The 14,570-nt window shown below is 68.1% G+C and carries 8 protein-coding genes and 1 pseudogene; 6 read left to right on the plus strand and 3 right to left on the minus strand.

Annotated elements, in window-relative coordinates; translation table 11 throughout:
* The first annotated feature begins 140 nt into the window (after positions 1-140).
* The 4 genes from ABC766_RS08910 (at position 141) to ABC766_RS08925 (ending at position 6,660) form a co-directional block, all read left to right on the plus strand.
* Positions 141-1,253, plus strand: coding sequence for an adenylate/guanylate cyclase domain-containing protein (locus ABC766_RS08910; RefSeq protein ID WP_345821868.1), 1,113 nt, complete (start codon positions 141-143; stop codon positions 1,251-1,253).
* Positions 1,254-1,267: 14 nt separating this feature from the next.
* Positions 1,268-2,893 (plus strand): adenylate/guanylate cyclase domain-containing protein, encoded by a 1,626-nt coding sequence (locus ABC766_RS08915; RefSeq protein WP_345821870.1) that lies wholly within the window; start codon positions 1,268-1,270, stop codon positions 2,891-2,893.
* Positions 2,886-4,727, plus strand: a complete 1,842-nt coding sequence (locus ABC766_RS08920; RefSeq protein ID WP_345821871.1) for a ThiF family adenylyltransferase — start codon at positions 2,886-2,888, stop codon at positions 4,725-4,727. Before ABC766_RS08915 ends, ABC766_RS08920 begins: the two co-directional genes overlap by 8 nt.
* 1,519 nt (positions 4,728-6,246) lie before the next feature.
* The gene (locus ABC766_RS08925) at positions 6,247-6,660 is read left to right on the plus strand and encodes an ester cyclase (RefSeq protein WP_345821873.1); all 414 of its coding nucleotides are present in this window, start codon (positions 6,247-6,249) and stop codon (positions 6,658-6,660) included.
* A 111-nt stretch (positions 6,661-6,771) separates the two neighbouring features.
* Here the strand turns inward: ABC766_RS08925 and ABC766_RS08930 are convergent.
* Together ABC766_RS08930 and ABC766_RS08935 are read right to left on the minus strand one after the other, a co-directional pair.
* Positions 6,772-7,342, minus strand: a pseudogene (locus tag ABC766_RS08930) (type 1 glutamine amidotransferase domain-containing protein).
* 54 nt (positions 7,343-7,396) lie between these two features.
* Positions 7,397-8,479, minus strand: a complete 1,083-nt coding sequence (locus ABC766_RS08935) for a catalase family protein (RefSeq protein ID WP_345821874.1) — start codon at positions 8,477-8,479, stop codon at positions 7,397-7,399.
* Between the two features lie 513 nt (positions 8,480-8,992).
* Here ABC766_RS08935 and ABC766_RS08940 point away from each other — a divergent pair.
* Positions 8,993-11,059, plus strand: coding sequence for a hybrid sensor histidine kinase/response regulator (locus ABC766_RS08940; protein WP_345821876.1), 2,067 nt, complete (start codon positions 8,993-8,995; stop codon positions 11,057-11,059).
* A 180-nt stretch (positions 11,060-11,239) separates the two neighbouring features.
* On the plus strand, positions 11,240-11,785 hold the full coding sequence (locus ABC766_RS08945; protein ID WP_345821877.1) for a PAS domain-containing protein: 546 nt from the start codon (positions 11,240-11,242) through the stop codon (positions 11,783-11,785).
* Positions 11,786-11,845: 60 nt separating this feature from the next.
* Here the strand turns inward: ABC766_RS08945 and ABC766_RS08950 are convergent, their stop codons facing one another.
* Entirely contained in the window at positions 11,846-14,503 is a 2,658-nt protein-coding gene (locus ABC766_RS08950) for a PAS domain-containing protein (protein ID WP_345821879.1), read from the minus strand.
* Between the last annotated feature and the right edge of the window lie 67 nt (positions 14,504-14,570).

The raw sequence follows: 14,570 nt of genomic DNA on the forward strand, positions 1-14,570 counted from the left end.
GTGAATCAAGCAAAATTATAGCAATTCGGTTTAAAAGGTCGTAAACCATGCGTAAAATCCAGTGATGGGCTCTGAGCCTGTCACTGGAAATGCTTAGGCGAACAAAACAGGATCAAACGACAATTATCGGCGGTGGATTGATGGTAACGAAAACGACCGGAATCCGGGCTTTCCTGCATCGGTGTTGTTCTGATCCAAGCGCCCTGATCGCAAGCTTCGAGGCCGTCCATCGGCTTGAGACCCTACACGCCGACCAAACGCTGTGCTCGGCCAACGAGGAGGCGGATTGCATTTGGATCGTCGAGGACGGCCAGCTTAAGGTTCTGGCCGGGGACTCCGTCGTCTGGCGGGGGCCTGGCGAGATAGTCGGGGAAATGGCTTTTCTGCGTGGCAGGCCTGGAGAGGCGCCGCTGCGGGGCAACAAAGTGGTCGCAGCCTGCCGGACCAGAGTCTGGAGGGTCGACCGGGCGACACTCGATGGTTTGGAACCCGGTATCCGGGCGCTCTGGTACGAGACGGTCGCGCGTGTGCTCGTCGCCAAGCTCGACGAAGCGAGCGAGATGCGCGCGACCCAAGCTCGAGACCTCGCCGAGGGGGACCGGATCATTGGGCGGCTTGTATGTGCCGAGGGTGTCCAGGCGACGTCCGCCATCTTGTTCAACGGCGCAGAACGCATCCGCCCGGTGAAGACGAAGGCCGTAATTTGGTTCAGCGATCTATCGGGCTTCTCGGCGCATTCCGAGGGAAAGGATCCTGCAGAGGTCGGCGAATTCCTGCGGAGCCTGACGGATCCACAGGTCGAGGAGATCCTCCGGGCGAAGGGGCAGGTCGACAAGCATATGGGGGACGCCGTGATGGCGTTCTGGCTCTGCAATGACGATGACAGGCTGAACAAGGGCCTTGCGCAAGCGACCCGCGCCGCCCTGGAGGCTGCCCGACGCGTCAGCGAAGTCGCGGATGCGTCGGGGCTCCCCATCGGCATCCGCATCGGCCTGCATGCGGGCGAGGTCTCGGTGGGCGACTTCGGGGGCGGCGACCGCATCGCCTTCACCCTCGTCGGCCAACCCGTCAACGAGGCCGCGCGCTACGAGCAGTGGCGGCCTGAAACCGGACAGCCGACCGGGCGCGTCCGAGTTAGCGACCGGGTCTACGCCGGCCTTCCTGAGGATGTCCGCTCATCCTTCCAGCCCACCGCCGTGAGGTTCGCCGACAAGCACGGCCGACCGTTCGTCGCCTTCCTTTCCTCCATCTGACGCGGAGTGCCAAAATGGCATGGGACCCCATCCGAAGCCGGAACCGCATCGCGCATTTCATGACGACGGTGCCGCAGGCGTCCATCGACGTGCGGACTTTCGACCTGGCCTACCTCACGCAGCGCATCAACGAGGCTCGGACCCGGGGCAAGCGCCTGGGGCTGGACGAGGCACCGATCTTCGCGGTTCCGCGAAATAGGGCGGTCCTAGTGGACGGCGTGCACGTCTACGCGCAACTCCTCGACTACCACGACCAGATTCAGGAACAGGGACGCGAGACCGAGGCCAGCCACAAGCGCGTCCTCCAGTTCCTGCACCTGCACTATTCGGCGACCGACCGCGTGGTCGAAGAGTTCGAGGCCCAGCGCGTCGACTTCCACGGTCCCAGGCTGCACGCCGTCGTGGTCACCCCGACCGGGGACGAACGCCAGCGGGTGCTGCGGGCCGTCGCGTTCGCGGTGACGCTGAAGGAGACCATCGAAGCCGCCGGCCGCGACTTCGGCGGCTCCCGCCTCCGCACGCAGGTCAGGATTGGCATCGACACCGGCCGCGCGGTGGCCGTGAGCAGCGGTCGAGGCGCCGACCTGGACCCGTTGTTCCTCGGGAGCCCGGCCAATCACGCCGCCAAGCTCGCGGAGGGGGACCGGCCCGGCATCTATCTCAGCGACCGGGCCCGCAAGGTCCTAAGCGAGCCCACATTAGGCTGGGCTTACGAGCGCTCGATCGCGCTCGCGGAGGACCGCCAGTACGGGTACGCGAATGACGCCTACGGCCAGGCCCAAGCTGGCTACGACCCTTCGCTGACCCGGGCGCGGGTCCAGGCCGCGGTCGGCGCCCTCAGATCGGACCTTGATCTCGACGCCCTCACCTCACCCGAGGCTGTTTTCCGCTTCCACCGTCACGAGCCGCCACTCCGGACCATCGATTTTGCCGAGTTGATGCCGAGCCGTTCGATCAGGATGGCCTTGGGCTCCGTGTTCGCGGACCTCTCGGGGTTCACCGCATACGTCGACACCTGCATCCTCACCGGTCGGATCGCCGAGATGACTGCGAACCTACACGTCATCCGGGGCGAGCTCGCCGCCTGCGCCCGGGACGATTTTGCAGCAAGGAAGGTCCGCTTCATCGGAGATTGCCTGCACGCCCTCATCGCCATCGGCACCCGGACGGCAACGGAACCAGCGGCCACAGTCGACGCTGCGGTGATGCTGACCGGAGGGCTTCGCTCGTCGTTCGATCTCTGCCGGGGCATGCTGCCCGGCCTCGGCGCGATGGGCATCGCTATAGGAGTCGAGTACGGCGAGACGCCACTCAGCCGAATCGGCATCCGCGGCGAGCGGAGCGTCCGCTGCGCGTCGAGCAAGGCGGTCTCGGCCTCGGAAGCACTTCAGTCCGACCTGACCGGCCGGCAGACCGCCTTAGGGCCCGTCGCGGTCGCCAACGCCTCCGTCGCAGTCAGGACCCGTTTTGGCGGCGGCCCGGTCGAGGACCTCGATCACGCCGGGGCCGAGCGCCTAATTTCGCCGGGGCGTCCCGCCTCGCCGACCAAGCCGGCCGCCGTCTCCTCCGGCCTGCTGATCTCGGGCGGCGCTACCGCGGGGGGCGCGGTGCGGGAGCGTGGGAGCGGTCGCCATGCCTGAGCCGGCATCGCCCCGCTGGCGCGCGGCCGTCGACCAGGTCCGCGGGCGCTTGGCGGACATCCTCGGCACCGAGCCAACGCCTTTGGATCCCCGGGCACTCGCGTCATACCATCATCGGTTCCGGATCAAATCTGGCTGGCGCCTTCCGGTCGACTTCGGCGAGAGGGAACCGAGACGGATCGACGTCCTCATACCTGCTGGGTTCCCCTCCTCCCGGCCGCAATTCGGCCTCGTGGAGCGGCCGCCGTTCCTGACGTGGCCGCACATCGAGCGAGACGGCAGCCTGTGCCTGCTCGCCAACATGAGCGAGATCGATCCTGACGACCCAGTCGGGGTCGTGGAACGGTTGCTCGGCAAGAGCTGCTCCCTAGTCGAGGATCTCCTCGAAGGCCCCATGATCGAGCGCGATTTTCGGGACGAGTTCCTTACCTACTGGCGGTACGACCGGAATGCCGCCGACAGCCGTCTGACCAGCATTCTGAGCCTCAAGCGGCCCTCCCGCGAGATCCGTGCGTGGCAGGCCCCGAACATCCGCCTATTGGGCGAGACGGAGGCACAGGTCACCGAATGGCTGCGCAATCGGTATGGCCCCGACCCACTCCGCCGGTCCCGTTTCGAACGGGGGCTGCTGATGTGGCTCGACAGCCCGATGCTGCCGGCCGAGTACCCGCGGACGGCACGGGACGTCCTCGGGTTGGCCGATAGGTGCGGCGGCGACGTGCCCGGGCTTCTCGCCGACCTCGTGTCCGAGCGTCAGGATAACCTCGTCGTGGCGTTCGCGGCCGAGGGACGCTTCGGGCCCGGGATCGTCAGCGTCGCGATCCCAGCGCCGCGGGATTCCCGCAGAAGTCGGGGACGTTCAACTGCGCCGCTTTCTGATGGCTTCCGATCGGCAAACATCCCGGATGGCGTGTTGGCCCGGCGCTACCTTGGAACCACCAAGGTCGTGCGCGATGAGCCGAAGCGTGCGGATGCCGCTTGGATCCATGGTCGCGGTCACGATCCGCGCACGGAGCGTTTGATGGCCGCGACGGTCACGGTCCTAGGGTGCGGCTCGGTTGGAGCTCCTGTCGCAGTCGCGCTGGCCCAGGCAGGGGTCGGACGGCTAAATCTCGTCGATCATGACGAATTAAGCTGGGCTAACGTCGGCCGTCACCCCCTAGGAGCCGCTTCCGTGCGGTCGAACAAGGCGGAAGCCCTCGCCGCGAAGCTGCGCGTCGACTATCCACACGGTCGGTTCGAGGCGTTCCCCGTTTCCGCGCAGACGATGCTCGCCGCCCACGAAGGCTGCCTCGACGAGAACGACCTAATCGTCTCCTGCATGGGCGATTGGCGCGGGGAGACCCTACTCAACGATTGGCACTGCCGGCGGGGCAGGCCAATGCCGGTCGTCTACGGTTGGACTGAGTCGCACGCCGCCGCCGGGCATGCGGTCGCCATCGTCCGCGGGGGAGGCTGTCTTCGGTGCGGGCTCGGGAGGACAGGTGTACCTGAATTCCAAGTCGTGAATTGGCCGAACGACGCTGGTACAACCCTCGAAGAGCCCGCGTGCGGGGCCCATTACCAGCCCTACGGTCCCATCGAGCTCGGTTTCGTGTCGTCGCTCGTCGCGCAACTGGCGCTAGACGGCCTTCTCGGGAAAATCGCGATTTCCAGCGCACGTATCTACGCGGCGCTTCGATCTACGGTCGAGGACCTAGGCGGCCGTTGGACGGCGGATTGGGTCCGTGAATACCCGGCGCGCGTCGACGGTGGTGCCTTCGTCGACAGGGCATGGTCTTCCGGACCCTGTGTCGCATGTAGCCGTCCAAAAACCGGGCCCGCCGAAATTTAGGCAATGCCAATCGTCAGCGTCGGTCGGCGGGACTTGCTAGATTGCGAAGATTGCGCACCACCTATGGTCGTGCCGCGCGACTGCCTGCGGTGGAGAATCGGCATGGCGGATAAATGGGATGGTCGGGATCTCCTGACCCTATCCTGAGATAGGCGACGAGGCCGAAGTGCGGCGGCGGGCCCGGGAAGTCATCGCTGTACACCCTTCGCGAGCTACCTCTCCGCGAGCTACCTCTTCAACCGCAGGATCGCGAAGGGTTCGCCCCTCGGCATCCTGCCGATCGCGCGACGGCCGCACCGGTGGAAGCCCGGATGCATTAAATGTGGCTGGAGACCTCTTCCGTGGCGCGCGGCGTCTGGGCGGCCAGCGCCTTCACCTCGGCGCGACCAAACAGCCCTTCCCGGCCTCTCCGGTCCGGACAGCCTAGATAGTCGCATTGGCCGCCAAGATACTGGTCAGGCCGGCGTTGTTCGAAATGAACCCGACGACGTCGCCGATCCGCGCTATCGCGTCGGATGGGTCCGCCATGAGCCGCCCTGTCCTGTCCGCCTCCATGATTGTGCCGTTTGCGATGTCGGCGGAGCCCGCGCCTCGGCGGGCTCACCCCAAACGCGTTTGATACCCCGTACCGTTAGGACAAGAGACAGAACGGACTCTGGTCATAAATGGGTGCAAACACGGGGCAAGGTCACTGCCCAGCATGACGTCAAGGACCGTGCGATACCGCATCGCCTGCGCCATGCCTTTGATCGCGGCCCTACCGTGTCCTTGCGCGGGCAACGCCAATAAGGTCGCCTTGCGCTCGGCCATCGCGACTGCCTCCTGGACGATCTGTGATCAGGCTCAAAGCGACGTCCGATTCGGAAAAGCCGCCGAACGCCACCGAATGGCCGAGATGGGCGCCAAGCCGAACGACCGGTTTTGCGCTCACCGGCGACTTGGCATGGCGTAGTCTGGCCGAAAGCGGAATGGCCGCTTCGGAGAAGGCCCGCCGGAAAAGCGGACGGCCTCCTCTCGACCCAACGCAGTCGTTTACGCGTGGTCCTTCGTATCCCGATAGCGGACGTGTGCTGGACGGCTCCTCTGGCTGCTTCGCGCCCATTCCAGTCACTGAATGTCCCTCGTGTGCGTCTCCAAAGCAGAAATCGCTCAAGCCTGCGGCCACGACATTCTGACGTTGTGTTACAATATAAGAGTCTAAATAAGTTAGGTTTTCCGCTGTGGCATCGGCGAAAAGTCTGCCGCGCGGCCGTGTGGAAGCACGTGGTCAATCCGTGCCCCTGCCGGCATCGAGCGCCAGTGACCCGATAGAGGCTGGGTGCTCAAAACCTCGAACTCTTGGAGTTTTTGCAGGCGCCCGAGTTGGGAGCGCTGGACGCGGCGCCGGTCGGCGCGCTGCCCCGGCAACGTGCGCCGATGCGGCCGAGCGGGGGCGGTGTGCAACGACCGGGCTTGGCGTAGGTTTTCCAACCTTCGAGTCACACATCCCGATCCTCCCGATCCGAACCCCAGGAGCACCATGTCCCGCGAGAGCAGCATCCAGGCGACCGAGAAGTTCGGCGAACTCGTCAACAGCGGCCGGTTCGACGCCTTCCCCGAGGTCGTCGCCCCGGACTGCCAAGACCACGACCCGGCGCCGGGCCAGCACATGGGTCCCGAGGGATACCAGGCTTTCTTCACGCAGCTCCGCTCGGCCTTTCCCGACATGCAGGTCGAGGTGAAGAAGCTCGTCGCCGATGGGGACAGCGTCACCTTCGCCTACACGCTCACCGGCACGCACCAGGGCGACTTCAACGGCCACAAGCCGACCGGGAAGGCCATCAAGGTCCGCGGCATGCAGATCGGCCGCTTCGTCGACGGCAAGATGGTCGAGCGGTGGGGCTCGTCCGACGAGCTCGGCATCCTCAAGCAGATCGGCGCCATCGGGGGCTGACGGAGGCATCCGCGATGGCGTCCCGGCGACGGGACGTCGTCAAGGTCTGACCCGGGGCGGCCCATGGACCGCCCCGGGCGCTCAAGAACCGATCGCTGGCTACCCGCGTCCTCAGGCGCTCCGGGCCTGGTCGGGATGCCGGCCCTCCGCGAACTCCTCGACGATCTTGGCGCAGAAGGCCGGCAGGTCCTTGGGGGTGCGGCTGGTGACCAGCCCCTGGTCGCAGACGACCTCCTCGTCGACCCAGGTGCCGCCGGCGTTCTCGATGTCCCGCCGGACCGTTGGATAGGAGGTCAGCGTCCGTCCCTTCACGACGTCCGCCTCGATGAGGGTCCATGGCCCGTGGCAGATGACCCCGACCGGCTTGCCCTGCTCGAAGAAGTCCCGGACGAACGCCACAACGTCCTTGCTCGCCCGGAGCTTGTCGGCGTCGACGCAGCCGCCGGGGATGACGAGCCCGTCGAAGTCCGTAGCCGAGGCTTCCTCGATTGTCCTGTCCACCTTGTAGCGGCCGGCCGGATCGAGGGTCGTTGTTCACGGTCTCGGCCTCGCCGGCCTCCAGACCAATGACTGTGACGGTCGCCCCGGCCTGCCTCACCGCCTCATGCGGTTTGGCGAACTCCGGCTCCTCGGTGCCGCGCGGTGCGATCAGGATCGCGATCTTCTTGCCCTGCAAGCTCAAGTCATCATCCTTCTGGGTGTCAGGGTTCATAAATGGCGCGGCTTGCGCCGTTCCTCACGCCGGGATGCGGTCGATGCCGGCGGTGTCCTCGGCCGCCACGCCGTTCTCGCGATGGCGGAAGTCGCTCAGCGCCCGGTAGACCTGGAGGCGCGCACGCATCACCGAACCGAGCGGCCGGTGCGCCGCGAGGCTGTGCGCAGGGCGGAAGGTCATCACCTCGTCGAAGTAGCGCACCCGCTCGGGCGAATAGGCGTCCTGGCGCGGCAGGCGCAGCGTCGCCACCGTCCGGTACGGGCTGACCGAGACCGGCCAATCGACCGAGGCGTCCTCGATGGGCTGCCGCTCGGCATCGGCCCAGAGCTGCGCCTTCAGCTCGAACACCACCTCGTTGTCCCTGAGGAAAGCGACCGTGGCGTGCCGGAAGCCGTCCTCGTCCTGGTTCGGGTCCAGCCGCCACTCGGACCGCGCGCGCTGCGCCTCGCCGGTCGGCACGGCCCCGAGCTTGGCCACGTAATCGCCGAAGCGGACCGGCGCCTGGCTGAAGTAGCTGTCGGCCAGCGGATGACTGTAGGGGTGCCCGAAGAAGTCGGCGAACGCGCTCTCGGTGCCGAAGGCGTGGAGCGCCTTGTTCAGGTTGCGCATGGTCGACGACACCGCGCTCTTCACCCCCTCCGGCAGGCCGGTCGACTTGCCGATGACCGTGCCGTCCCGCAGGAAGCCGGCCGCCGTGCCGGACGGGAAGGTCGTGCCGGTGGCGAGAACGAAGTCCTGGGTGTCGACGGAATGGCCGGGCAGCTTCTCCCCCGCAACGTCGAAGACCTTGATGGACATGCCGCGATGGGTCGACACCCGGTCGCCCAGGTTCTCGCCCGGGCCCTGCGCGAACCGCACCGCGACCGGGTGGGTACCTGGCGCCGCGAACAACCCTTGCGCCAGTTCCGGCGGCAGGCCGGCGGCGACCATCAGCTCGCCCGTGACGCAGGCCGAGCTCTTGGCGTGGCTGGCGCGGACCGCGTGATGCTCCCGCTTCCCGACCGTCTCCGACTGCTGCGTCATGCCCTTGATGATGCCGTCGATGGTCTCCTGCTCGTCCGGCGCGGGCCGCTCGATGTCTGGGGCGTAGCGCAGGTAGGTCATGCTCATCCTTCGGGTGTGGCCTGAACCGCATTCGGCAGGGCATCGAGGCGGGCCGACGCCGGCTGCCTTGTCCCGACATCCAGTTGATCCGGGACCGGACCCCGAGGCGGATCCAACAAGTCGGGCATGCGGGCCCCGGCGGTTCGTCACCCCGTCAAACGCCGGACGGTTCGGTCGTTCCCCACACATCGTTCACGGACGATTGAATCGGGCACGATCCGGCAGTAGATCCGCTCATCTGCCATCGCATCCAAACCATGACCCGGGTCGCCCCCTCGGTGGGTCTTCACCCCGTGCCCACCGCCTTCGGCGACGAGCGTGCGGTCGGAGCGCCTGGCGGACCGAGCCGCCTTGTCGGGCGTTGAAGCCTTGCCGCGGGAAACCGCGTCGCAAACCCCACGAACCCGAGTCCGAACGTCCGCATGCCCGCCCACCCTCTCGTCACCGACACATGGAGCCCAGGCCGGGGCTTCGCCTCCGAGGCCCGAAACGATTTCTTCGGGGCGTGAGGCGGTGAGCGACGCGATGGCGTTCCTGGCCGGGGGCGGCGAGGCGGCGCGCCTGATCCGCGAGCGCGACTGGTCGGGCTATCCCCTCGGTCCGCCGGGGACATGGCCGCCCGCGTTCAAGACCGCGCTCGCGCTGGTCCTGAACTCGCCCGAGAGCATGATCCTGGCCTGGGGGCCGGACCTGCATTTCTTCTTCAACGACACCTATTCCAGGCTGCTCGGCCCACGGCTGGCCTGGGCCACGGGCGAGCGATTCGACCGGGTCTGGGCGGACGCCTGGGACCAGGCCAGGCCGATCATCGAGGACGCCTTCGCCGGCCGCAGCCGTCGCTTCGAGGACCTGCCATGGAAGCTCGACACCGACCGGGGGGCGGCGGAGACGTGGTTCTCGTTCTCCTACTCGCGCGTGCTCGACGCCGATGGCGCGGTGGCGGGCCTGTTCATCTTCACCAACGAGACCACCCAGCGTGTCCTGGCGGACGCGGCTCTCAAGGAGAGCCAGGAAAACCTGAGACGGGCGCTCGACGAGGTGCGCTGCCTGAACGCGACCCTTGAGCAGCGGGTGGAGGAGCGGACGACCGAGCGGGACCTGATGTGGGACACCGCCCCGGACCTGATGCTGATCATCGATTTCGAGGGCGTGTTCCAGAGGGTCAACCCGGCCTGGACCCATGTGCTCGGCTACGAGCCGCATGAACTGGTCGGGCACCACGTCAACGAGTTCGTCCTGCCCGATGACCATGCCGGGACGGTCGAAGCCTATACGGAGGCGGCCGAGGGAGGGATGCCCCGCATCGTCAACCGTTACCGTCACAGGGACGGGTCGACGCGCTGGATCTCCTGGACCGCCGCCCCGGCCGGGAGCCTGACCTACGCGACCGGGCGGGACATCACCGTGGCGCGGGAACGTCAGGCCGAGCTGGAACACGCGCAGGAAGCCTTACGCCAATCCCAGAAACTGGAAGCCGTCGGTCAGCTGACCGGCGGCGTCGCGCATGATTTCAACAACTTGCTGACCATCATCCGCTCGTCGGTGGACTTCCTGCGCCGGCCCGACCTGCCCGAGGCGCGCAAGGACCGCTACCTCAACGCGGTCTCCGAGACCGTGGAGCGGGCCGCCAAGCTTACCGGCCAGCTCCTGGCCTTCGCCCGCCGCCAAGCCCTCAAGCCCGAGGTGTTCGACGTCGGCCAGAAGGTGTGCGGCATCGCCGAGATGCTCGACACCGTCACCGGCGCGCGCGTCCACGTGGTGACGGAGGTGCCCCAGGCGCCGTGCTTCGTCCGGGCGGACCTGAGCCAGTTCGAGACCGCGCTGGTCAACATGGCGGTCAACGCCCGCGACGCCATGGACGGGGAGGGAACGCTCACCCTGCGCCTGGGACGTGGGGCGGCCCTTCCCGCCATCCGCGGCCATGCCGGCTCGCGGGAGGCCTTCGCGTCGGTCTCCCTGACCGATACCGGCTCGGGCATCCCCCCGGACCGGATCGGGCGGATCTTCGAGCCGTTCTTCACCACCAAGGAGGTCGGGAAGGGCACGGGCCTCGGCCTGTCCCAGGTGTTCGGCTTCGCCAAGCAGTCGGGCGGCGACGTCGACGTGGCCAGCGTGGTCGGGGAAGGCACCACCTTCACCCTCTACCTACCCGAGGTCGAGCGCGAGGAAGGACAGGCTCGCGACCTCGTGCATGACGGCGACCTCGTGCCCCTGGGTACGGGACAGCGCATCCTGGTGGTCGAGGACAACATCGGGGTCGGCCAGTTCGCGACACAGATCCTGGAGGATCTGGGCTACCGACCGACATGGGCGGCCAACGCCGAGGAGGCACTGGACCGGCTCGGCGCCGACGGCGACGGCTTCGACATGGTGTTCTCGGACGTGGTGATGCCGGGCATGGGCGGCGTGGAGCTGGCCAAGACGCTGCAGCGCCGGTTGCCGCGGCTGCCGGTGGTGCTGGCGTCCGGCTACAGCCATGTGCTGGCGCAGGAGGGCACGCACGGCTTCGAGCTGCTGCAGAAGCCGTACTCCGCGGTGCAGTTGGGCCGCATCCTGTACCAGGTCCTCGGCCCACGGTAGGAAACGCCGGCTCTCCCGGGCCCGAGCGTATCCCGCCCGGAACCATCCGTCGGGGATGCTGCCGAAGCCCCGGCGGGAATCGGGCGACGATCACCGGTGGATGCCCTACGGGGCCTCCGCTTGTGTCGCCACGTCGGATGGATACTGTTTCGGGTCGCTCGCCCAAGCGGAGGCTCATCGATGATCTTCGTCACGGACGCGGAGGGTGCCTGCGTCTACGCCAGCCCGGAGTGGACGACGCTAACCGGTCAGAAGGCAGCAGACGCCCTCGGCCATGGATGGCTGGACCGTGTCCACCCCGACGACAGGTCCATCGTCGCGGAAACGATGGCGGCCGCGGTCGGTCGCGGGGAAGAGTTCAGCGTCAGGTATCGGCTGCTCAGGCCGGACCGCACCCTTCGTTGGGTCGGGGCCGGCGGCGTTCCCTCGTTCGGGCTGCAGGGGGATGCCTTCATCGGCCACCTCGGCACGGTGACCGAACTCGCCGAGGGTGCGATGGACACGATCAGGGCCTACGGCAACATCGAGCGTTTCGTGCCGCCGGCGCCGCACCCGAACACGATGCCGACTTCTCGGCTGGACCAGGTCGCGGATCACCTGCTCCTGGCGCATTCGCTCATCGAGTCCGACGGCGGCAAGGAGGCGCTGCCGGACCTCCGCAGCGCCCTGTTCAAGATCGGCCAGGCGCTCGCCGCCAGGATCAGGGTGCCGGAGCGACTGAACTGAAGGACGTCGCCAAGGCCGCGAACGTCCTGGTCCGGCGCCCTACCCGAGAATCCTGGCTCGTCACGCGGCCTCCTCGTTTCCACCGGCTTCCTGCATCGCGGCCAGCGGTGCCTCAAGCTGGCAGGTCAGGCCAGTCGGTGCGTAGGTCAGCCTGACCTCGCCGCCGACCTCCGCCGCGAAGCTGCGCTCGATCAGGCGCGAGCCGAAGCCGCGCCGGGTCGGCTGGGCCAGGATGGGCGGGCCGCCCTGTTCGGTCCAGGTCAGCGAGAACCGTGGGGCCTCGCCTTCGTGCACCACGTGCCAGCGCAGTTCGACGCCGCCTGTCTCCACGGACAGGGCGCCGTACTTGGCGGCGTTGGTCGCGAGTTCGTGCAGCGACAGCGCCAGCGCGAGGGCCGCCTTGGCGGACAGGGGGACGTTTGGGCCACTGGCTCGGATGCGGGACGCCGTCCCCCCGCGATGGACGGACAGGGCGCCCTCAACCACCTCGGCGATGGGGGCCTCCGTCCAGCTCGCTTGGGTCAGGATGTCGTGCGCACGACCGAGCGAGACCAGGCGCGCGGAGAAGGCCTCGCGGGCTTCCTCGGCGCCTCCGACGTTGCGGAACGTCTGGGCGGCGATCGCCTGGACCATCGCCAGGGTGTTCTTCACCCGATGCTGCAGTTCGCCCGTGAGCAGGCGCTGGTGCTCCTCGGCCCGCTTGCGCTCGCTGATGTCGAACATGGCGCCGATCATCCGCACCGCCTTGCGCCCGGCGTCCCGGATGACGTTGCCGCGGTCGAGGATGTCCGCGAAGGTGCCGTCGGCGCGGCGGAACCGGTACTCGTCCGTCCAGGCCGTCCCGCCGCCGTCGATGACCGCGTGGATCGAGCGCTCGACGCGGGCGCGGTCGTCGGGATGGATGTGGCCGATCCACCAGTCGCCGGTCGGCTCGACGGTGTCGAGTTCGTGCCCGTAGGCGGTGTGGAGTGCCTCGTTCCACAGGACGTGCCCCGTGGCCAGGTTCCAGTCCCAGATCGCGTCGTTGGTGGCCCGGGCGGCCAGCCGGTAGCGTTCCTCGGCCTCTCGCACCGCTTCCTCGGCACGCCTGTCGGCGGTGATGTCGCGCGCGGTGCCGATGAGGCGGATCGCGCGCCCGTTCTCGAACAGCGTCTGGCCCTTGGCCGACACCCAGCGCTCGGTCCCGTCCTCCGGGGTCACGGTCCGGTAGGCGATGTCGTACGTTCCGCTTCCCGACGGATCGAGGGCGGCGTTCACCGCCTCCGTGGCGCCATCCCGGTCGGCCGGGTGAACGCGGGCGAGGTAGACCTCCAGGTCGACGTGCGCGTCCGGCCCCAGGCCGAAGAAGGACTTGGTGCGGGCGTCCCAGACGAGGTCGTCCGCGACGAGGTCGTAGTCGAAGATGCCGGTGGCGGTCGCGTCAACCGCCAGCCGCAGTTGCTCCTGCGTCTTCAGCAGCCCGTCCTCGGCCTGGCGACGGTCGTGGATGTCGAGCGACGTGCCGATCCAGCTCGCGACCGCGCCGGCCGCGTTCATCACCGGGCGGGCCCGCGACAGGAACCAACGATACCGTCCGTCGGACCGCCGCAGGGGGAACTCGATCTCGTAGGGCTGGCCGGAGGCGACCGCGGCAAGCCATGCCGCGCGCACGGCTTCCAGGTGGTCCGGGTGGATGGCCCCGGCCCAATCCACCTGGCCGGCCTCGTCCTGCGGCTGGCCCGTGTACTCGTACCAGTAGGCGTTGCAGTAGGTGACCGTGCCGCCCGCATCCCCGAACCAGACGACCTGGGGGCTGACCTCGACGAGCGAGCGGTAGCGCATCTCGCTGGCTTCCAGGGCGGCGCCGGCCTCTCGCTCCGCAGTGCGGTCGCGCAGGATCTTGACGAAGCCGATGGTCTCGCCGCCCTCGGCCCGGAGCGGCATCATCTCGCCCGACGCCCAGAACCGGGTGCCGTCCTTGCGCAGGTGCCAGCGCTCGTCGTCGGCGGCGCCGCATTCGCGGGCGAGGCGCATCTCGGTCCCGGCCCTGCGGCGTTCGTTGTCCTCGGGCGTGAAGAAGGCGTCGGCGGGCTGCCCGAGCATCTCCGCCTCGCTCCAGCCCAGGATGCGCTCGGCGCCCGCGTTCCAGCGCGTGACCAGCCCCGCGGCGTCCATCGCGACGATGGCGTAGTCGGTGGCGCTGTCGAGGATGCGCTCGTGCAGCAGGCGCTGCTCGGCCTGCTCCCGGAGCGACCGGCGCAGTTCCATCTGCCCCATGGCTTGGCGGGCCAGGCGCAGCAGGCCCTTGCGCTGGCGGTCGGTGAGCGCGTGCGGCTTGGTGTCGAGCACGCACACCGTGCCGACCGGATGCCCCTCCGCCGTCCTCAGCAGGGCGCCGGCGTAGAAGCGCAGTCCCGGATCGCCGTGGACCAGGGGATTGCCCGCGAAGCGCATGTCGCTGGCGGCGTCGGGGACGTACAGGAAATCATCCTGCAGGAGGGCCTGTCGGCAGAACGAGGTCTCCAGGGGGGTCTCGCGGACGCCGAGGCCGACCTCGGCCTTGAAGAACTGCCGCCCGTCCCCGACGAGGTTGACCACGGCGATGGGGGTCTCGCACAGGTCCGCGGCGGCCTCCGCGATCTCGTCGAAGTCCTGCTCGCGCGGGGTATCCAGCAGCTGGTAGCGGTCGAGGGCGCGGAGGCGGGCGACCTCGCCGTCGCGCGTTGTGGAACGGTCCATGTCACTGATGGGCTTGGGCAACGGATCGTCCCCTAGGGAGCGGGCCGCGGTGGCGGGAGCAAGGCCG

The organism is Methylobacterium fujisawaense, assembly GCF_039619325.1.
Classification (GTDB): domain Bacteria; phylum Pseudomonadota; class Alphaproteobacteria; order Rhizobiales; family Beijerinckiaceae; genus Methylobacterium; species Methylobacterium fujisawaense.

Excerpts from the sequence above, each read along its gene's own strand:
- ABC766_RS08910 (WP_345821868.1), top strand. The coding sequence starts at position 141 with ATGGTAACGAAAACGACCGGAATCCGGGCTTTCCTGCATCGGTGTTGT.
- ABC766_RS08915 (WP_345821870.1), top strand. The coding sequence starts at position 1,268 with ATGGCATGGGACCCCATCCGAAGCCGGAACCGCATCGCGCATTTCATG.
- ABC766_RS08920 (WP_345821871.1), top strand. The coding sequence starts at position 2,886 with ATGCCTGAGCCGGCATCGCCCCGCTGGCGCGCGGCCGTCGACCAGGTC.
- ABC766_RS08925 (WP_345821873.1), top strand. The coding sequence starts at position 6,247 with ATGTCCCGCGAGAGCAGCATCCAGGCGACCGAGAAGTTCGGCGAACTC.
- ABC766_RS08935 (WP_345821874.1), bottom strand. The coding sequence starts at position 8,479 with ATGACCTACCTGCGCTACGCCCCAGACATCGAGCGGCCCGCGCCGGAC.
- ABC766_RS08945 (WP_345821877.1), top strand. The coding sequence starts at position 11,240 with ATGATCTTCGTCACGGACGCGGAGGGTGCCTGCGTCTACGCCAGCCCG.
- ABC766_RS08950 (WP_345821879.1), bottom strand. The coding sequence starts at position 14,503 with ATGGACCGTTCCACAACGCGCGACGGCGAGGTCGCCCGCCTCCGCGCC.